At 54.1% G+C, this 19,315-nt stretch carries 14 protein-coding genes; 10 read left to right on the plus strand and 4 right to left on the minus strand.

Annotation, left to right across the window (positions count from 1 at the left end):
* Positions 1–14 precede the first annotated feature (14 nt).
* From rimJ to ACA074_RS03720, 3 genes are all read right to left on the minus strand, one after another.
* Positions 15–602, minus strand: coding sequence for a ribosomal protein S5-alanine N-acetyltransferase (gene rimJ, locus ACA074_RS03710; protein WP_401270491.1), 588 nt, complete (start codon positions 600–602; stop codon positions 15–17).
* A 246-nt stretch (positions 603–848) separates the two neighbouring features.
* Entirely contained in the window at positions 849–1,220 is a 372-nt protein-coding gene (locus ACA074_RS03715) for a DUF6124 family protein (RefSeq protein ID WP_187676633.1), read from the minus strand.
* A 214-nt stretch (positions 1,221–1,434) separates the two neighbouring features.
* A complete protein-coding gene (locus tag ACA074_RS03720) occupies positions 1,435–2,361 on the minus strand; it encodes a hypothetical protein (protein WP_497678464.1) in 927 nt (308 codons plus the stop codon).
* A gap of 241 nt (positions 2,362–2,602) precedes the next feature.
* Here ACA074_RS03720 and ACA074_RS03725 point away from each other — a divergent pair, with 241 nt between their 5' ends.
* The 4 genes from ACA074_RS03725 (at position 2,603) to ACA074_RS03740 (ending at position 7,633) form a co-directional block, all read left to right on the plus strand.
* A complete protein-coding gene (locus ACA074_RS03725) occupies positions 2,603–3,643 on the plus strand; it encodes a DMT family transporter (protein ID WP_497679307.1) in 1,041 nt (346 codons plus the stop codon).
* Between the two features lie 443 nt (positions 3,644–4,086).
* Complete coding sequence (locus ACA074_RS03730; protein ID WP_222943980.1) at positions 4,087–4,509, plus strand: hypothetical protein; 423 nt, start codon at positions 4,087–4,089, stop codon at positions 4,507–4,509.
* Complete coding sequence (locus tag ACA074_RS03735) at positions 4,506–6,011, plus strand: ATPase domain-containing protein (protein WP_497678465.1); 1,506 nt, start codon at positions 4,506–4,508, stop codon at positions 6,009–6,011. Before ACA074_RS03730 ends, ACA074_RS03735 begins: the two co-directional genes overlap by 4 nt.
* Positions 6,008–7,633 carry a sensor histidine kinase gene (locus tag ACA074_RS03740; RefSeq protein ID WP_497678466.1) on the plus strand — a complete coding sequence of 542 codons (1,626 nt, stop codon included), beginning with the start codon at positions 6,008–6,010 and terminating at the stop codon, positions 7,631–7,633. The genes ACA074_RS03735 and ACA074_RS03740 overlap by 4 nt, the downstream gene beginning before the upstream one ends.
* A 428-nt stretch (positions 7,634–8,061) precedes the next feature.
* On the opposite strand, the gene ACA074_RS03745 is transcribed toward ACA074_RS03740, so the two are convergent.
* Positions 8,062–8,712, minus strand: a complete 651-nt coding sequence (locus ACA074_RS03745; protein WP_497678467.1) for a hypothetical protein — start codon at positions 8,710–8,712, stop codon at positions 8,062–8,064.
* A 617-nt stretch (positions 8,713–9,329) separates the two neighbouring features.
* On the opposite strand from ACA074_RS03745, the gene ACA074_RS03750 reads away from it, so the two are divergent.
* The 6 genes from ACA074_RS03750 to ACA074_RS03775 all read left to right on the plus strand — a co-directional run bounded on the left by ACA074_RS03750 (position 9,330) and on the right by ACA074_RS03775 (position 19,302).
* Positions 9,330–10,253, plus strand: coding sequence for a hypothetical protein (locus ACA074_RS03750; RefSeq protein ID WP_497678468.1), 924 nt, complete (start codon positions 9,330–9,332; stop codon positions 10,251–10,253).
* A gap of 53 nt (positions 10,254–10,306) precedes the next feature.
* Positions 10,307–10,537 carry a helix-turn-helix transcriptional regulator gene (locus ACA074_RS03755; protein WP_497678469.1) on the plus strand — a complete coding sequence of 77 codons (231 nt, stop codon included), beginning with the start codon at positions 10,307–10,309 and terminating at the stop codon, positions 10,535–10,537.
* Positions 10,538–10,861: 324 nt separating this feature from the next.
* Positions 10,862–11,851: a YagK/YfjJ domain-containing protein gene (locus ACA074_RS03760; RefSeq protein WP_497678470.1), complete on the plus strand. Its 990-nt coding sequence runs from the start codon at positions 10,862–10,864 to the stop codon at positions 11,849–11,851.
* A 469-nt stretch (positions 11,852–12,320) separates the two neighbouring features.
* The gene (locus tag ACA074_RS03765; protein ID WP_497678471.1) at positions 12,321–13,706 is read left to right on the plus strand and encodes a hypothetical protein; all 1,386 of its coding nucleotides are present in this window, start codon (positions 12,321–12,323) and stop codon (positions 13,704–13,706) included.
* Positions 13,703–15,652: a phospholipase D-like domain-containing protein gene (locus ACA074_RS03770; protein ID WP_497678472.1), complete on the plus strand. Its 1,950-nt coding sequence runs from the start codon at positions 13,703–13,705 to the stop codon at positions 15,650–15,652. The genes ACA074_RS03765 and ACA074_RS03770 overlap by 4 nt, the downstream gene beginning before the upstream one ends.
* Positions 15,649–19,302: a DEAD/DEAH box helicase gene (locus tag ACA074_RS03775; protein WP_497678473.1), complete on the plus strand. Its 3,654-nt coding sequence runs from the start codon at positions 15,649–15,651 to the stop codon at positions 19,300–19,302. The genes ACA074_RS03770 and ACA074_RS03775 overlap by 4 nt, the downstream gene beginning before the upstream one ends.
* Positions 19,303–19,315 lie beyond the last annotated feature (13 nt).

Genomic DNA, 19,315 nt, shown 5'->3' on the forward strand with positions numbered 1-19,315 from the left:
ACAAATTGTGAACATCACCCCAGACGGCGCGACCAACGCTGATCTGGCGCTTCGAATGCCGGATTGACCAGCGCCGTCAGCACATGATCCTGCCAGCGCCCGGCAATGTTCAGATATGCCTTGGCATAGCCTTCCTGTTCGAAGCCCAGTCGCTCCAGCAATCGTGCGCTGCGCTCGTTGCCGGGAACGTAATTGGCCATGATCCGGTGCAGGTTCTGGGTATCGAACATGTAGCCGATGCCAGCCTCCAGGCCTTCCTGCATCAAGCCTTGGCCCTGATGCCCTTCATCGATGTGATAGCCCAGATAACACGCCTGAAACGCCCCGCGAATGATGCCGCTGAAGTTGCACGCGCCGATCATCTGCTGGCCGTCCGGCGTCAGCAGGGCGAAATGCATGGCCAGCCCGGCTTCAAAGGCGCTGGCCTGGATGTCGAGGCGGCGGCGAATCTGTGCCGTGGAAAAGTAGTCGGTGGTGCGGATCGGCGACCACGGTGCGAGGTGACGTTGGTTGCGTTGGTAGAAATCACTTTCCAGCTCTGCTTGCTCCGGAGCAAGTATCGCCAGCGTCAGGCGTTGGCAGGGCAAAGTCAGCAGCGGCATCGGGCGCTCCGGTGGGCGAGAAGATTGCTGGCAGGTTCGCGCAATACCCAGGGTTCGGCAAGTGATGGAGAGTGGGGGGACGTTGAATGCCAGGCAAAAAAAAGCCCGCGGGAGAGCCGCGGGCGAACCGTAGTTTCTTGAATGAGCGAGTGGACTGTACAGCTTCGGCTGAACAGCGGCAGTGAAGAAAAATTCATCTCGATGGACCGCTTCGATGCCGCTGCCGGCCTGTACAGACTTCGTGGGTCAGTGGCGAACTTCAGGGGTGGGCGAGTCAGGCGATCCCTGTTGAGCAACCTGATCCCGTGCCCGGCAGATCACGATTTCGGCCAGCGCACTCAATTGCTTCATGACCACAGCGACATGGCGCTTGGAGCCATCGAATTCGTCGGCAAAGTTTGCACTGATGTCCACAAGGGACTCGAGCAGATCACTGGCATGCGTGAGCAGGGTCAATGTGTCGACATCGTCGCGCACGCTGAGCATCTGCTTGAGGGGAACGGTGCGGCGGCGTTTGCGTGGGTTCGAACCGGTGGTGCCGGGTTGTTGTTGCGGTCCGGAAATTTGCGCATCGGCAGGTACCGGTCCAACAAGCGTAAGTCGGGTGATTTTTTTCATGACGTGGCTCCGTGGAGTGAACAATCTCTGCGGGGGCGGTCTGTCAAACCGTCCGCTGGAGGGCAGCGAGTCGTGGAGGGCAGCGAGTCGTGGAGGGTAGCGCCCTGAAAATCGGTTCACCAGTTCATGAAAGTCGACGCGTGTTGAGGGAAATTTCCTAGGACGTGGAATGTAGGAAGCGAAAGTCGCTGGCTAACCACGTCCGAGAGGTTTTTCAGTACTCCGAGACTTTATCCTCGCGCAAGACCCATCCCGCTTCACCCTGTATCAACTTGTATTGAATCTGTCGCATCTTCCCTGTTCGCCCTGCGTTGGCATCCGCGCTGTCGTACACCGGAAAGCGCTGCACCAGCGTATTTTCCACCACCGAGAATGAATCCTCGCCCTGGTAGCCCTCGGCTATTTTCGGGTTGTCGCTGACCGGTGGCAGGTAGATTTCGCTGAGGGATTTTTTGTTGTTGGCCGAGTAGGCGATCAATTCGCCCGGCATGCTGCGCCCGGGAGGACGTGTGAATACGTAGATCTCGGGGGAGCCGTCGTTATTCAGATCGGCGACTTCGGCGCGCACGATGTTGCCGTTGAGCGGGCGGGTGATCGTCGAGTTATCAATTTCCAGCCCTTTAGGCTCGATGCGCAAGGCGGGTTTGCCGTCGACCTCATCCGCTTTCACATGAAAGTCGATGCCCTGCAACGCCAGGTTCTTGTCGAAGGATTGGCTGTTATCCACAGCGTCGCCGTTGGCGAGAACCAGGGAAACTTCGTAATTGGCCACTTCATCGCGCCGTGCCGCATTGCGCATGAGATAGACCTGAACCGTGTATTCGCTATCGGCGGGCAGCGAGCCAGTGAAGTGATGGCCCATGATCGAGCTGTTGAACAGGGCGTAATCAGCGCCTTTGGCGGTGACGTTGAAGTTGGCGGAATTGTTGGAGGTTTTAAAACCCACCGTCAGGATCTGCCCAGCCTTGGCGTTGAGCGTGTACTCGGCCGTTTTATAGCCCTTGATCGACTGTTTGAATTGCACGCTGCCATAGCCGCTTTTGTAGACGACTGGCTGGATCCTTGGAGGGTTCTCGCTGTTGGCTGCGTGGGCAGACAGTGAAACGAGGGCCGCCAGTGCGGCGCCGAGCCAGATATTCATGAGTGTCCTTGGGGTAAGGGCCTGGGTGCCTCGAAGGATAGTTCCACAGGCGCGCCCCCGTCCAACCGCACCTTTGCTTAAATCTCGGTGGATTTCAGGGGGTGTTTGACGTGAGTCACACATCCGATTGGCCCGGCGATGAGGCGACAGTCAGGGGCGCATCGGCTGTTCACATAATTCTTACGCAAGCAAAGCTATGATGTTCGGGCATGTGCATTGGGCCAGACAGGGCGGCTCCATTATGAATTTGAATGTTCTCTACGCGTTGGCGGCTGCGGCATTGTTCGGCGCCAGCACGCCACTCGCCAAGCTTTTGGGGGTGGAGACAAACCCCGTCCTGTTGGCCGGGCTGCTCTATCTGGGAAGTGGTCTGGGGCTGGGCGTTGTTCGTGTTGTTCGCGATCGAGCGTGGCAGCGTTCAGGGCTAACGGCAGAGGAGTGGCCCTGGCTGATCGGTGCCATCGTCTTTGGCGGTGTACTGGCGCCGACCGCCCTGATGTTCGGTCTGACTCGAACGACCGGGGCCACAGCCTCGCTGATGCTCAATCTTGAGTCGGTGCTGACGGCGGTGCTGGCGTGGGTGGTGTTCAAGGAAAATGCTGATCGCCGGATCGTGCTCGGCATGATCGCGATTGTCCTGGGCGGTGTCGTGCTGGCATGGCCACAAGAGACGGCGACGGCCCATGACTGGACGGGGCCGCTGGCGGTGGCTTTCGCTTGTTTGTGTTGGGCGATCGATAACAATCTGACCCGTAAAGTCTCGGCCTCGGACGCGCTGTTTATCGCCGGCAGCAAAGGTCTGGCGGCCGGTGTGGTCAATTGCTCTCTGGCATTGGTCATCGGCATGCAACTGCCTGCTGCGGGCTCATTGGTCTCAATCATGCTGGTGGGATTTCTCGGCTACGGTGTCAGCCTGGTGCTGTTCGTTCTCGCCCTTCGCGGACTGGGCAGCGCTCGTACGGGCGCGTACTTTTCCACGGCGCCGTTTCTCGGCGCGGTTATTTCGATCATGGTGCTGGGCGAGTCGGTATCGCTGATGTTCGCACTCGCGGCAGCGTTGATGGCCTTCGGTGTGTGGGTTCACCTGATGGAAAACCATACACACGAGCATCAACATGAACCGCTAGAGCACGACCATCGCCATACACATGACGAACATCACCAGCATGAACATGACTTTGTGTGGGACGGCACCGAGCCGCACAGTCATCCGCATGGGCATTCCCCGATACGCCACAGCCATGCGCATTTTCCCGATGTTCATCATCGGCATCGGCATTGATGAGATGAAGCGGGTCGGGGAGTCTGGAGTTTTTGGGCGCAAAATCCTTTTCATCCTGAGACCAACTCGCTGCTGGCGTAGAGCATTTTCGAAAAGGGAGGATAACCGCTGAAAGTTGAGTGTCGAGTGATGGCGTATAGCCAGAATCGGAGGCGTGCTCGGTATTTCGAGAACCTGTCAAAACCTGTCATCGAGCGCAAACCAGAACCTTAAAGTATGCGTTTGGACAACACACCGAACGGATACCTAAGCTAAGGGTAACGGTGTCCACCTATCCAACACGTCAGAGTTAAAAGCCGGAGGATGGATGCGTTAACTTTTACTTATTCGTGATCTCTACAACACCGGTCGTCGCACGAAAGATCCCTTGCTGAAAATAGACCCGTTGATCAGGGGAGCAGGGTGTACTATCTAGAAATAGCATCATGAAGTGATACTTACCCATGGAAAGGGATGATAGCTGCAGGATTTCGGCATCGACGGCTAAACGTGCCGGGAACACTCCGAGCGCCGGACAAATCGCTAATGCGGTAGTGGCAACATTCGGGGATATTCATACTATTCTCGCGCCGATTATTGGGCAGGAAGGCGTGTTTGCGCTTTATAGGCGAAGCGTCTTTATTTGCGCCTCACGTCATACTTGTCTCTCCATCCTCAACGACAGCCTCGAGAAAGACTTTTCTGGATTGAGACTCCTGCTCGCGCAGCAAACCAGCGACACAGCCACAACATATGGTGACGACTTGCTGAAGACTTTGAATGAGCTACTTATCTCGTTCATAGGATCTTCTCTATCCGAACGTCTGTTGCAGGCTGTTTGGGAAAACTCTCTTAGCGACACTCCCGCCCAGGATACCTCGTCATGAATACCAAAGTGACAATCAATCGCTTGCGCACAGGTGTGCCAGGACTGGATGAGGTGCTAGGCGGAGGATTGCCGGAGTTCTCGTTCAATCTGATCGCCGGTACACCGGGCTGCGGAAAGACAACGCTGGCGCATCAAATGATGTTCGCCCTCGCTACACCGGAACGGCCAGCTCTGTATTTCACTGTGCTGGGTGAGCCGCCATTAAAGATGTTGCGATATCAGCAGCAGTTTGAGTTCTTCGACAACGAAGCAGTGACGCGTTCGATCCGGTACATCAACTTGATTGACGATACGCTTACTGGCGACCTGGATGAAGTTTTGCGACGGATTGTGGCCGAGGTTGAAACTCATGCCCCATCACTAGTTTTCGTCGACTCTTTCCGTTCAGTGGTGCTGGCGAGCAGTACCCAGAGCAACCCGAACAATAAACTTCAGCAGTTCGTCCAGCAGTTGGGAATGATGATGACGACGTGGCAGGCCACCACATTTTTGATTGGCGAATATTTTAACGAAACGGAAAGCAATCCCGTTTTCACCGTAGCCGATGGGCTCATTTGGTTGCGCCAAAGCGTTCTCCGCAACTCTATAGTACGCAAAATGGAAATCATGAAGATGCGGGGGCAACCTACGTTACCGGGCCTGCACTCTTTTCGCATCAGCAATGCCGGCATCAAGGTATTCGCTCCAGCTGTTACCCATATTAAGGCAAGCACTCCTGCCGAAAACTCAACAGCACTTGGTTTTCGTCTGCTGATGGGGGTTCCGCACCTGGATGAAATGCTAGGCGGCGGTTTACCACGAGGGTATTCACTGCTAGTTGCGGGCCCTTCCGGCTCTGGTAAAAGTATTCTTGCGACAACCTTCCTTGCAGAGGGGGCTAGGGCCGGAGAAACCGGCGTGATTGCTGTGTTCGAGCAGCGCCCGAATTACGCTCAAAACGCAATACTTTCAAACCTGATCAGCACCGGCCAAGTGGGTTTGGTGGATAGCCGTTCCCCTGATTTATCAATCGAAGAGGTCATCCATATGCTGCTTGCCGAGATCGAGCGTCTTGGAGCCAGTCGCGTGGTCATAGACTCTTTGTCAGGTTTCGAATTGGCCTTGGCACCGACCTTCCGGGAAGATTTTCGCGAGTCGTTGTCGTGCCTGGTCAGCTCATTGGCGAGCGTTGGTGTAACGGTGCTGATGACCTCGGAGCTGGAGGATCGCTACACTGACCTCCGCTTCAGCCCTTACGGCACGGCGTTTTTGACCGACGCGATTATTGTTCAGCGCTATATCGAAATTGAAAGTCGGTTGTTGCGAGTCATGGCAGTGGTGAAGGTTCGCGCAAGCGAGCACTCCGATGAGTTACGTCTATACCAAATCGACGATCAAGGCATTCGTATTGGCAAAATGCTTGTTGAGCGAGAGGGTCTCTTAGGGGGCCGCCCGACTCAGAAGAACAATCAAACGTCGATACCGCGGTCAGAGGCGGATGAACTCGGAACGCTTTCGTGAACCGCAAAACGGAGAACGACAAAAAAGCGCTCGCTGCTGCGAGTATCGAGCTGACTCAGGTTGTGCAGAAAACTCAGGAGGCTCGCATAAAGCTTGATGATCTTGAGCAGAAAGTTGCGAACACTCAGTACCAAGTGCTGGAAAACCAGCAGTCCGGGCAGTTAATCGAGGCCAATGAACAACTGGTACTCGCGCTTCTCCAAGCCCAAATTGGCGTTGAACAGGCAGCCACTGCGTTGCGTGAGGTTTCTCACGCCGCGCAGCTCGATGTTTTGACGGGGCTTCCCAATCGCAGATTGTTACTCGGACGGTTAGCCCAGGCGATCAAAGATACGACGCCGGAGGGAGAGGGTCTGGCGGTACTCTTTTTGGATTTAAATCACTTCAAATTGATCAACGACACCTTGGGGCACAGTGTCGGCGATGAAGTGCTCAAGGAAACTGCACTGCGACTGAGTGGCGCGGTACGCAAGAATGATACGGTTGGACGATACGGCGGGGACGAGTTCATTATCTTGCTGGAAGGCACTATCAGCCATGCCGATGTATTGGGTATCTGCGATAAAATTATCAAGGCGCTTGGAGTGCCACACCCTATCGGGAATCAGGTTCTGCAACTGGCAGCGAGTATCGGGGTGAGTTATTACCCGAAAGATGGCGATGACCCACACACATTGATCGATTGCGCTGATGCGGCGATGTATCGGGCAAAACGGCATAGTCTAGGGGTAGCCTTTCACAGCACCGTCTTGCTTCCAGTACCGTTGCCTACCCACCTCCCAATTATCCAGGCACAAAAAAAATCGGGCGCTCACCAATACATAGCCCATGGAGAACACGAAAGACGGCGTGCTCATTTGCGAGAGGCAAACGAGCAGTTGGTATTAACGGCACTCAACGCGCAACAACTCCAGGCCGCTGCGGAGGACGCCCTTGATAAGCAGAAAAAAATTCTGGCAATGGTTGCGCACGAGTTGCGCAATCCTCTGACACCGCTAACCCAGGTGGCGGGGATGCTGATGCACTCCTCCCATGAACGGTTGGTGAGCATACAGGCGATTATTGAACGTCAGACAAGCCATATTGCGCGGCTGGTCGACGACCTGATGGACATATCCATGGTTCAGACAGGCAAGCTCAGACTGAACTTCCAGCCTGTAGACATAGCAACGATCATTGATGAGGCCGTCATTGTCTGTCGTCCTGCGATCGACCTACGCTTTCAGCAATTTGTAGTGCGCCAGCCAAGTCGCTCGCTGATGATCAATGGTGATCACCTCAGATTGACGCAAATTTTATGCAACCTGCTTGGCAATGCCTCCAAGTACACACCCAATAATGGCTCGATCGAGCTAGCTATCGGTGCCGGTAGCGATGACATCACCTTGACCTTTTCCGATACCGGTATAGGTATTAGCGCTGAGGTTCTGGATTTTATTTTTGATCCCTTCGTTCAGGATGCCCACGCCATTGGGTACAACGGCGCAGGACTGGGGGTTGGGCTGTCAGTCGTTCGCGAATTGGTCGAGGGACACCGAGGCTCGGTAAGCGTTTCCAGCGGTGGTTTAGGGCTCGGCAGCAAGTTTGTCGTCACGCTGCCGTTGCACCCGCAATCCCAATAACTGTTTTGTAATGGTGGCAACACGTCATGCTGGGTGATCGCGGCTTGATCATGATTGCTGGATCAACTGTTCTCGCTGCCCGTGCAGGATTTACAGCAGACCAAAAAACCCTGCGAACACTTCAGGAGTATGTGACGTGTGTGTCTTTCGAAGGGGATGTGCAGTAGGCGGGAACGCCTGAGAGGATTTTGCTGAAAAGTCGCTGAAGCTGGCGTGAATCGGCATCAATCCACAACAACACCCAGCAACATTCCAAGGCCCCAGATGCGACAAAGCCCGCACTGGGCGGGCCTTGTCGTTGAGAGTTGGTGGGCCGGGGTAATCTGAACAGGACTGTTAACTTGTTGATTTTAATTAGTAATTCTCGGTTAAATATTTGCGTGGAATACCTTTTGGAATACCAAGAGTTTTAGCGTGGTTGTCGAGGTTCAGATAAGCCTCTCGCTAATAATGTCATGCTTGAACGCGATGATGTTGAGCGACCTCTTGATTCCCTTCATCCTTTTTTCTACCTCTCTGCGTGCGTCGGTCTCGTCGCCATCGAAAGGTGGTTGACTAGCATTCATGGATGTTTCCCACATTACGAGTAACTCCATGTGACGTTCCAGGTGATTCATCACCTCGTCCAATTGGCTTTTGAGCATGGCATTCATTTGCTTGGCCGCTTTCTGCTCAATTTGTGTGGCTTCCTTTAACTGCTTGGCTTTCGTCTGTTGCTCTTTGGTGAGGCTGTGCAGTCCATCAATGAGTTCGGTAACGATCGATGTTTCTGATTGGTTGGGAGCTTTTGCCAACCGACGAAGGTTCTTCACGGTGGAGTTGGGGAGCGAAAAAGTACATGCCTGTCTGCCGTTGCTGGGTGACCGGTACCTGCGCTGCCGCAAGGCATTTTTTAATCGCTCGATCAACCTCAGTCCATCGATGTGCTGTCCAAGACGTTCGATGATCAGGGTTGTCTTCGCGTGGCTTGGACTTCCGAAAATTCCCAAGAGTAACTCGCTCGGAGCTCGATGCCGCAGATAGCTCTCAGCCCATTGCCATTCATCTTGGCGTAGCCATTTCAAGCTCTTTTTGGTCACAGGTCTTCGCCTTTTAACTCGTTACAGAAAGTATTTTGTATTCCTCTTTAGGGGCGATCGCAACTTTTTGTAAAACGTTACGGTAACGTTATGCGTTTGTTTGAGATAATTGCTTTGTTGTTTATACCGGTGTAAAAACTGGTATTTAATTCTGAGGAGGATCGTGGTTGGCTCTGTATATAGAGAGAATGATTGCGAATTTAGCCAGCTGTGGCGCGGCGGCTCGCTTTCTTTTGGAAGCTATGGCGTGCCGTGTTCTCGAGGAGTCCAGCGCAGACGTCGCTTGCAGTGCCAAGGCGCTCGCTAAGGCGCTTCAACTTTCTGGAGTGCTGGTCACTGACGCTCTCGCTGAGCTCGTGTCCGTTGGTGTGGTGTGTCGGTTGTCGGAATCTTTAGGCCGAGGTAGGCCGTCAATCCGTTACCACATCGCACCGGGGACGGTAGCTACTCTGAGGGCCAATCAATGCTCATACGGGTTCCACTCCCAACACCTGCAACGGCTCTTCTCTGGAGCCTCGATGGTGACGGAGAGGTTAGGTGAGCCTCCGAAGGGCCGGAAGGAGAGGGTAACCGTTACTAAGCTAGGTAAGCCCGCGCCTCTCGGTGCACGCGGTCAATTGAGCGCCTGCAATCGCTTGCTGCTGGGTGTCTTGCTGGCACATGCGGATCGCTTTGGCGTGGTGGAGGGGATTGGTAACGTAGGTTTGCAACGCGCAACCGGGCTCGATACCGACAGCTTAAAATATCGACTTCAGCGGCTGATCGCCTTGGGTTTGGTCCGTCGCCATATGCCGGGGTTATCAAGTTCTGTGTTTAGCGGTGGCAAGATCAGCAGCACTTATTACCTAAATCTGAATCACTCGGTATTTGCCGTGAAGCGCAGTACCGCGGTAATGGTGCATGCGGCTAGGGATGTGGACGCCAAACGCGTTGACCATGGGGAAGCACTTCGGCGGGATGTCCTGGCATGGAGAAGTCGGCACGCAGGAGATCAGCATGAGACACCCCAGGCGGTAATTAGATTTCTTGCAGGGCAGAAAATCGAGGTCTTCGAGGTCCTTCAGCACATGCTACTGCGTCATGCCTCTGATTTGCTTTCACGGCATTGGATTGACCTTGGTAATGGGGTGCAAATCGACGCTGGCTGGCTTCAGGAAAATATCGCTGCGGCGCTGCGAAATCCATCGGCATTCGAAGAGGGACAAACGGAAACCGAGTTGCGCGAAGTGGTCGAGCATTTTTGCCGTCTAGTGTTTGAGATGGCGCAAGAGTTCAGGTCGAGGTTTGGTCAGGCGAATTGGGTCGGATTTGAACCGGGTTGCCTGAGTATCCTGCCAGCCTCGGCGGGCGCGGGTTACAAAGTCATAACGTTAGTACTTCAGCCGCCTCCTATTGAAGTCCCTGAGTGCATGGTTTTACGCGAAGAAAGGCGAGGCCTCGTGAGTGATAAACCCTGGAGTTCTGAAGCTGAGATGCCGCTGACGGATCGATTATTTTGTGGCCTCGCTTCGCCTCCGCCGAGACGGCTAATGAAGGGCTAGGTCATTTTTTACCGACCTTGCCAATCCTCTGAACGTAATACAGGAGCTCGTTCATGAGGATCATCCGACTGAAAGAAGTCATTGACTCGACTGGTCTTGCACGGTCGACCATCTACAAGTACATCGGGGAAAACATCTTCCCGAAGCCCGTTCCACTAGGTGATCGCTGCGTCGGTTGGGTTGATAGCGAGGTGCACGATTGGATCCTGGCAAGGATCGAAGAGCGTGACCTGGCCGTGGGTGCTGCGGTGAAGTCCACAGGCCACTTGAGTATGGCCAGCTAGAAACGACCATAAGCGCCATGACCTGCTACGGCTGGTCATGGCGCTTATGGTCGTTTGGGGTTCTCAGCTAACTCTCCCAAGGCCAGGATGGTTCAATCTCTCGGTTGGCGCGGTAATGTTGCTCCCCGTTGCCTTGCCCGGCTGGGATGGTCGCTGGGGCTCGGATCGGGATCTAGTTATATAGATCTAGACTATCAATCCATAAACAATCAATGGCTGGAAATTGATAGCGACACAGCCACCACTGCTCAGCTGATGGGGGCATCAATTAAATAAATACACATCACGCACCTGATATGCCAACAACCAATCAGGTGCACCATGATGACCGAACGAAACAGCTACACCTGCCGCTCACAGTCCGATATTGCAATCCGGGTTGAGCGACTCATCAACGCCGTTCAACATACAGATAGCCAAGCCTTCCGAATCACTTACTCGAAGCACGGGAACGAGCAGGTCAATGCAACCAGGCTTTCAAAATACTTCGATGGAATCGAGCAGATGGTCGCATTGTTCGAGTGTGACGAGGAGTATCAGTACAGCTGGCATTTGATCCTTTTTCGGGAGGCCTGCCAGGCCATTGGGATTGAACGCAGCCCATGTGGCATTACCTGTTTGAACGAAGGTGAAACTCGCTATCTGAGCACCAGCGAGACGCTGAACGAACTTACCAAACACATCCGAACGCTTCTCACCAAAAAGCGACACAAGCGCTGGGAGCACGATCAGCGCTACGAAGCGATTCAGCAGGATGTCGAAATCGCTCGCTACGTTGATGCTGTGCTGGATCGTTACGCCCGTACCTGCGTGATCAGGGTTGATCTGTATTACTACGCAGAGGCGCAGGTTAGATTACGTGTGGAGGACGTATTCGACGACCTGAATCAGCTGATTGCTGAGCGTGAGCGTAATCTGCTTTTCGACCATGAGACCGGCTACGTATGCAGCGTTGAGCAAGCGGAAGATCGGGGGTATCACATTCATGCCGCCTTCTTCTTCAACGGTGCTCAGGTGAGTGCTGATATCTACAGGGCGCAGCGGATCGGTGAGCTGTGGGAGCGTATTACCCGTGGTCGGGGCTATATCAACAACTGCAATCTCGAAAAAGATAAATACCAAGACAGGTTAGGGATTGGCCTAATCCACAGACGGGATCTGAATGCGCGAGGTAATGTGCATTACGCCATGAATTACCTGGTCAAGAATGATCAGCATCTGCGGCTCAAGCCTGTAGGGGCTCGTTGCTTGCGTAAGGGGCAGGCAACAAAGGTTTCAGGGGCAGCTAACTGGTCCACTACTCGGCGAGAGTAATTTATTGAGCAAGCTGGGAGGTCCAGCCATCCCATGTGACGTGAATTATTTTCCAAGCTGTTTCCGCGCCATCTACCTCTGCAAGACGTCTATAAAGTCCTACAGGTTTAACATCACGGGTTCGGAAGCAGCAGAGGCTAATAGCCTAGTCGATGGGTTCAGGGTGGTATCCCGTAAAACCCTTGAGGTCTTTTTGCATGATGAGAAGCATCTTCTCTGGCCGATAGACCAGCTTGACGAGGATGATCAGTGCTCATTGTTTCCCGATGGGTTTTCTTCAAAACGTTTCGTGGCGATTGTCGAGTCCGATGAGCTCTGGCAAGGCATCTGTTAGCTGCGAGTACGCCACAGGTTTCGCGACCAATACATGCGTTCTTTATTTACAGATGCAAAGGTTTAGATGTCGTGGTCAGGCAGCCAGTGCGACTAGCGTGTAGCCGGACGTATCAACTCGAACTAAGGAAGTGCTATGCAACTCAGCCATATTTTGACCGAGTACGACGATGAACTAAGCGGCGATAGCTATATCGATCCTCTTGGGGTTCTAGTGATCTGGTCGGCGTTCGGTCAGCGGATCTTCAAGAATAGGGTCAACTCCATCTCCAACGATGTGCGCAATTACACTCTTAACCTGCTGCACCACGCGTTGATCCGTGACCTGTGTGACGACGACTCTGTTCAACCGAGCAAGGCACTGGTCGACGAGGTAGGAGACAAGCACAGCTTAGCGTTGCGCCAGGCTTGCCTTGTCTATCTGGAGAATATTTTTACCTATGCCATGGTGGAGCCTGCCAGTGCAGGCGTAGACAGTATGGGTGTTCTGGGTGCCAGCAAGGCTCGTGCTAGGCTTGAGCAGGATCCAGGAGGTAATCCGCAGCTGCAGTTTACTCACAAAAAAGCAGGCTACCTGCTGGTCCGCCAATTGGGGCTTGGCGTAAGTGGGCGTTACAAAACTCCCTTCATGGAGATGGGTTTTTTCAACGCTGCATACAACTACCACCACAAACCCGATGCTGTACTGCTGTGGGATAAAGCTCACTCTCTGTTTCAGAGCAATAAGCGACTGGGTGCTCTCTATCAAGAGGCTCGCCTGCATTTGCTGGAAATCTTGACGGGGTTCAAGCGCAAAGCCCCGATTGCCTTACACGATGTGCCACCTAGCCTACGTGATGCTTACCGGACAACACTGCCAACCCCGGGACAGGTGGGGGCGGATACGCGCGACTTTTGGCTGGATATCACCGGTCTGGCTCAAGGTGCTTCAGGTGCTTTGTTAAGCGTATTGGATGAGCACGCGCAGCAATCCTCTGAAATGCTCTTACCAGCACAGCAGTTGTTTGCTTTAGCCGAGCAACGCTGTGATAACACTGCACAGCAGATCAAGTTGGCGCATGTGCAAGCCCTAGAGCCACTACTAGCAGAAGCACATTTACTGTTTACCCTTGCGCACCATGCCAAGAGCCAACGCATCACAGAGATCGAGGCTCACTGGAAGGCACTTGGGCGTGATGCCAGCACTCTGCCAGTGGCAGCTGCCCGGATAGAAGCGTTGCCAACACTGACCATCGTACCGATCGGCACAGGCCGTAAGCGTCTGGCGCAGTTGCTCAAGTTGGCCAGCGCTGAAAGCTTTGCCGAGCAACTGTGTGGTTTGCTGGAATATCACGCCTGGGTGATGCGTGGCCGAGGCCAATTACCTTGGGCACAAGCGCAGGATCTTGAGCTGATCAAGGTCAATGCCCGCACTACAGCGTTGCCATCTGCTGAAAAATGGCCGCTAGGCCGCTGGGTAAATAATTACTACATACCGCAGTTTCGCAATCTGCTGGCCGGTTACCGTGGAGTGTCGGCATGAAGTTGCTAAATGCATTTGCCGAGCAGGTTAAAGACCTTGGCAAGCTAAAACGGGTGTGGTTAACCAGCTTCTGTATCGACATCGAGTTTATTGAAACCTATCTGCTACCTGCGGTGCTGGGGGCTGAGACTCCGCGTACGCGCATGGACTACGAAGCCTTACAACTGGTACTGAATGAGCAGGGCATCGACTTTAGGGTGTTCTGCGATCGGCGTTTTATCGGGGCCGATCAAATCAAGCGCACGGCGATACCGGTACATGGTATCGCGCCGGGTAACAACCCTCAGGAGCCCCGCAGGGGTATCAGCGTAGATAGCCTGTTCCATGCCAAGGTGATTTATCTGGAAGGAGCCGAGGGCCGTGTGCTGGGCACGGGCAGCGCCAATCTGACCCTCAGTGGCTGGGGGCGCAATCAGGAAGTCTTTCACTTTGTACCGGTGCAAAGCCTGACGCTTTATCAGTCATTGAAAGCGTTTTTTAAGGCCGTTTTTGACAACGTGGGAATGGATTGCCCGCTGGAAGTACGCAGGGCTTTTTCGTCTGAAAGCAGCGACGTGCGTTTCTGCCACAGCTTTCAGAGTGAGGTGTTTCTCCACCAGCTGTTCGGGGATAATTCGCTACAGCGACTGGCAGTATGGTCGCCGTATTTCTCAAAAGACCTGGCCAGCTTTATTCGCCACTTGAAGCAGGATTTTAACCAGCCGCAATTAATGCTCAGTCTGGTAGCTGATCGAGTGGATGGTCAGTACCTGCGCACCCAGTGGAGCGATGCGCTGGAGCAAATGCTTGCGGATAAAGAGCTGTTCTTGTGTCAGAACCCATGCCAACTGGATGAGCGGGTAGCAATGACCCACGCCAAGCTCTGGAAAACCTCGAGCCATTTAGCCCTGGGCTCCTGGAACTTCACCCATGCGGGCGCCAACACGTGTATTGGCGCCGCCACTAGTGGGCGGCACAACAACATCGAGGCCGGTTTTATCATTGCCGACAGCAGTCCGATTGATCGTGTGCTAGGCAAGGTGCTGGATGCCCACGACGGCCTGTTTGCCACCGATGAACAGCTAGCGGCTGAGGCCCTTGAGGTACCTGAGCCACTGCCGTTTTCTATTGCGGTGAGGTTTGACTGGGCCAATCAGACCTATCAGTTTAGTGGGCAGTGGAATGCAGCTTGCCCGCCGGGAAATGACTATTTATTGCGTATTCCTGATCATGAAAAACTCCTGCGTTTGAACTGGGTGCCGCAGGCAAAAACGCTGAAGCTGCCTCCTCTCTCTATAGCCACAGTGCGTGCACTGCTGACGGATCACTGTTTTAAAGTGTTTAACGGCGATCAGCTTTGCCATGTCGGCATGCTGATCGAAACCCAGCCGCAGTTCCGTCGTGCTCAGCAATACGACGACTTGAAGAGTCTGTTTGACGCCATGGCATATGCCGGCAACGAGTCTTCGTTTGAGGATGCGAGCTTCCGGGTGCGTGAAACCGAGAGCGGTGAGCTTTTGCTGGACGGTGCGCTCTGCGAGTCTGACGAGGCCGCTAACGCTCAAATTGAGGGTACGGCAAGTGAAATCAGTTACTTCCGCTTGTTTTCTGCTAGCTACCAGTACGCCGCACGCCTGCATGCCATTGAAAATATTCGTACGCTCGAGCACTGGGTGTTTAGCCGACCGGGTTGCTTAGAAGAGTTGGTCGGCAAGACCACCGAACGTATTTCGCAAGATGGCAGCAGTGTTTTCAGCTGGTTTCTGGCGCAGGAGGTCAATGGCCTGTGTGAATTGGCCCGGCGTATCCGTAAGCGCTTTCCCAAAACTGAACAGTCCGTACCTCTGACGCGATGGCGAGCATTGTCGATTGCCGAGACAATTTTACCGGCGGGTGCCAACGAGGCCTACCGACAAAGTTTGCAGCAGGCGCATCAGCAAATCAGCGGCAAATGGGGCACACGATGAGTTCGCTAATCTGGGGTGGGCTCGACCCGCAGCGTGTGTCGCAATGGATCAACTTCGAACGTAGCAACCCCGACTGGCAGTATCAGGCTAATGATCGTGAGTCGATGGCGGCCAAGCAGACCGAAGGTGTGGCTTACCTGTGGAACCTGCTGTCGACTAAGGGAGTTGCTCTGCTGGCCGATGAAGTTGGCATGGGGAAGACCTTCCAGGCGCTTGGTGTGGCGGCGTTGCTATGGAAGCTCAAGCCCGATGCGCGGGTGCTGGTCATGGCCCCAGGTCGGGATATTTGCCGGCATTGGCGACGTGAGTTCGAGACCTTTGTGCGTGTGCACTATCGCGATGCCGATCACAGCGTGAAGAATATCGTGGACGGCGGCCCAGTGCCTTCGGTGCAGCAGTGTTATCGCCTCGATGATCTAGTGAGTGCGGTCGAACGACGAGCCGGGCATCTATACCTGACGACGATCCACGCACTAAGCGGCTTGGTGCCGTCCGAATTGAAATCAGAAGGCCCTCGTGCGGCCCGTGTTGCAGCTGAAAGTATTCATCAGCGCCTTAAGGCAGCTTTGGGAGTGGACGGCTTTGACCTGATCATCGTCGATGAGGCGCATTACCTACGCAACCTCAATGGTGGCTCACAGCGGGTTAGTGCTGCGCGCGCGTTGTTCGGTTCCGAGGGCAATCGGCTGGGCGCGAAGAATCTGTTGATGACAGCCACCCCCAGTCATACGCGCTTAATCGATGTACAAAGCATTCTCAGTTACTTCGCCGAGATTGACCCCGCGGGTGAGTTGGTCGGCTTGAGTGATTCAGCCAAGACCCGCTCGCTTTTGCAAACCTATGCGCTCAGGCGCTTGCGCCTGATGGAGGGGGTTGGTGGCTTACACGGCAAGCACCATTACCGTCATGAGAAAGCTTTAGCCGCAGGCTTTGAAGGGCGACCGAATGCTGAAATGTTCTTCGCCTTGTATCAAAAAAGGCTGGTGGCTGACCTGCGCAAACAAAAGGAAAACAAGAGCCTGATGTATGGCTACCTTGAGGGCTTTGAGTCGATTGGCCATCAACCTGAGGTGAGTGAGAACGGTGAGGCTGAAGGTATTGAGGACAATGCCGTCGAGGACTTTTCCAAGGCCAGTGATACCGAGCTGCTACGCGAACTGACAGGAGATTACCTCAAGCAGTTCGGTACCTTCCCTGACCATCCCAAGTACGGGGCTTTGATCGAACAGTGCGTACCTAAAGACTTGTATGCGTCAGACAGCAAGCTTCACGACCATAAGCATTTGGTTTTTGTGCGGCGTATTCCTTCGGTCCGTGAGTTGACCCAGCGGATTAACGCGCGTTATGACGAATTGCTTGCAGAAATCATTCTGCGTGCCTGGGGCATCCCCGTGGATGACGCTCGAGTGGATGTTTGGCGGCGTACTGGCTGGTCGCGCAAAGGTTTTGAGCAGCTCACTGCAGGGTTAAACCCTACGCTCGCGATGGATGATGCAGTGGAAGTCGTTGATGGTGACGAAGACGGCGACGAGGAAAGTGCCCAGCTGGCATCCCGCATTGCCGAGCTTTTTGTAGTCAAGAAGGGGCAGGGTGGGCAGACCGATTGCGCGAATGTGCGGTTGCGCTTCAGCAAGCCGGAAAGTGTCTTTGCTTTGTTTCTAGAGCCAGCCTCCGACTACCTGGAAGCTGGATATACGGGCTATTACGCGCAAGCAGATACGAAGAAAGCGGACTATGCCAATGCTGCTAAATTCCTGCGCTTTCAACACAGTGGCAATCATGCACAGCTCAAGTCCGCAGTCGGTGATCGTCTAGCGTTGGACGGTAGCTTTGAGCAGCCCATGTATAGCATCTGGTCGCTGCTGGTGCCCAGGCTACCGGAAGTGCTTCGAGAGAAGCTTGCGCACTGGGCGCAGTCAGACAAGGCAGTTGCGGAAAATTTCGGTAATTACCTCAAAGCGGGCTTTCTGCATGCAAGTCCAGTGATTGTCGAACTGTACGGATGGTTTGTTGAATTTCAACGCGGTGAACGCGATAGGGATGCTCAGCGCTGGTATCGGAGTTTTTACGCGTGGGTTAGCGGAAAAATTGAAGGCTCGCTTATGCTGCGTTACTTCATCGCGGCGCTAGAGACCTTTGATCAATTGTGCGGCAAGATTATCGATCACGGTCTGGATCGCTGGGATCAGGAGTGGCGCAGTTTGAAAGGTCTCACGAGTCCAGGCTTCTATGCCAGTGGTGAGAACAGCAATAGCCGGCAGCGCTTGATTCTTGGGTTCAACAGCCCGTTTTATCCCAATGTACTGGTGACGACTTCGGTATTACAGGAGGGTGTCAACCTGCATATGCAGTGTCATCAGATCCATCACTACGGCCTGGCTGGCTCCCCCGGTGACAACGAACAGCGGATAGGCCGCCTTGATCGTTTGTTTGGCTGCGTCAATCAACGACTAAAACAAGCCGGTAATACTGATCTGAGTATCCATTACCCGTTTCTGCAACGCTCGGTTGATGAGGATCAAGTGGCTTCGTTTGTCGTGCGCAAATATCGGGTTGAGGAGCAGATGGATGCCTGCGTGCAGGCGCATTTCGACAAGGAAGTGCGGTTGAGCAATACCCAGGATTGGAAGCAGTTTCTGCGCACGCCGGTTAACCTTGGGCAGCAGGCTATTAATGACCCTTACGGAGCTTGTTTTGCTAATGGCGAGCAAGCCAATAGCTATAAGCCTTGTGCGATGCATACGGAGCATGAGGTGATGGTATTACTGGCGTCGTATCTGCAACAGGTGATTGATCCGAGTCAAGAGTCGTTTGAGTCTGTGGATGTTGGTCATGGTACGCCTCGAACCTTATTCCTGATCGATCCGCTGGTTGAGCAGGCCGCCGGCAAAAGGCGGCAGCCCATCTTCGTAAATCTAGCCTACGCTGCTGAGTTTTCTGCGTTGGTACCGGAGACCGCCTATCTACTGACGCTAACGTCACCCATCTCCAATAAGGTGCGGCTGGATGAGTACTGCCGAAGTCAGAAGGATGCTATTGCCCGGCTTGAAGAGTTCGTAGAAGGGCTTAGCGCCCGTTATCCACTGGCACGGCTAACCATCAACGAGGATGCGGACAACAGTTATTTCTACCTTAGCGCGACGGTAGACCTACCACTTCTGGTCAAGCAGGGGCAGCTCGAAATACTTTCCCTGCATGAGGTTGAGATGGCCTTCAATGACCTCAAGCACTTTGCGGACGACCTTGAGACGGCGCTCTATGGTGCCAGCCAGGATCTGAGCCGGAATGATCTGCAGTCTGAGCGTCGGACGGTTGCGGGCGCGCGGTTGTTCAGCGCCGCCGGCAAGCAAGTTCTCGATGAGCTTATCTGGTGCGATGCAGGCAGTGTTCACGGCGGTGTGTCTTCTCTGTCAGAGGTGCTGCCAGCTGGTGCGCTAGAAAAGGCCGCCCGCTCTGCGGCGCTGGAGTTTGTCACGGCGTCTCAGTTTTTCCGTCTGCTGCAGCTCAATCACCACTTCCCCTTTGTCACCTTCCTGAAAGAAGGGGATGCGTTCCGACTGGTACTGAACTTCCCTAAAGATGACTTGCAGCCAGAAGAGCGGCAGCTGCTGGAGCGTTGGTTCCGCTATATGTTGGCTGTTTGTCGATGAGCTGAGGGGCAGG

Source organism: Pseudomonas sp. LBUM1655 (assembly GCF_059716085.1).

Excerpts from the sequence above, each read along its gene's own strand:
- ACA074_RS03730 (WP_222943980.1), top strand. The coding sequence starts at position 4,087 with ATGGAAAGGGATGATAGCTGCAGGATTTCGGCATCGACGGCTAAACGT.
- ACA074_RS03760 (WP_497678470.1), top strand. The coding sequence starts at position 10,862 with ATGACCGAACGAAACAGCTACACCTGCCGCTCACAGTCCGATATTGCA.
- ACA074_RS03775 (WP_497678473.1), top strand. The coding sequence starts at position 15,649 with ATGAGTTCGCTAATCTGGGGTGGGCTCGACCCGCAGCGTGTGTCGCAA.
- rimJ (WP_401270491.1), bottom strand. The coding sequence starts at position 602 with ATGCCGCTGCTGACTTTGCCCTGCCAACGCCTGACGCTGGCGATACTT.
- ACA074_RS03770 (WP_497678472.1), top strand. The coding sequence starts at position 13,703 with ATGAAGTTGCTAAATGCATTTGCCGAGCAGGTTAAAGACCTTGGCAAG.
- ACA074_RS03755 (WP_497678469.1), top strand. The coding sequence starts at position 10,307 with ATGAGGATCATCCGACTGAAAGAAGTCATTGACTCGACTGGTCTTGCA.
- ACA074_RS03720 (WP_497678464.1), bottom strand. The coding sequence starts at position 2,361 with ATGAATATCTGGCTCGGCGCCGCACTGGCGGCCCTCGTTTCACTGTCT.
- ACA074_RS03725 (WP_497679307.1), top strand. The coding sequence starts at position 2,603 with ATGAATTTGAATGTTCTCTACGCGTTGGCGGCTGCGGCATTGTTCGGC.
- ACA074_RS03715 (WP_187676633.1), bottom strand. The coding sequence starts at position 1,220 with ATGAAAAAAATCACCCGACTTACGCTTGTTGGACCGGTACCTGCCGAT.
- ACA074_RS03765 (WP_497678471.1), top strand. The coding sequence starts at position 12,321 with ATGCAACTCAGCCATATTTTGACCGAGTACGACGATGAACTAAGCGGC.
- ACA074_RS03735 (WP_497678465.1), top strand. The coding sequence starts at position 4,506 with ATGAATACCAAAGTGACAATCAATCGCTTGCGCACAGGTGTGCCAGGA.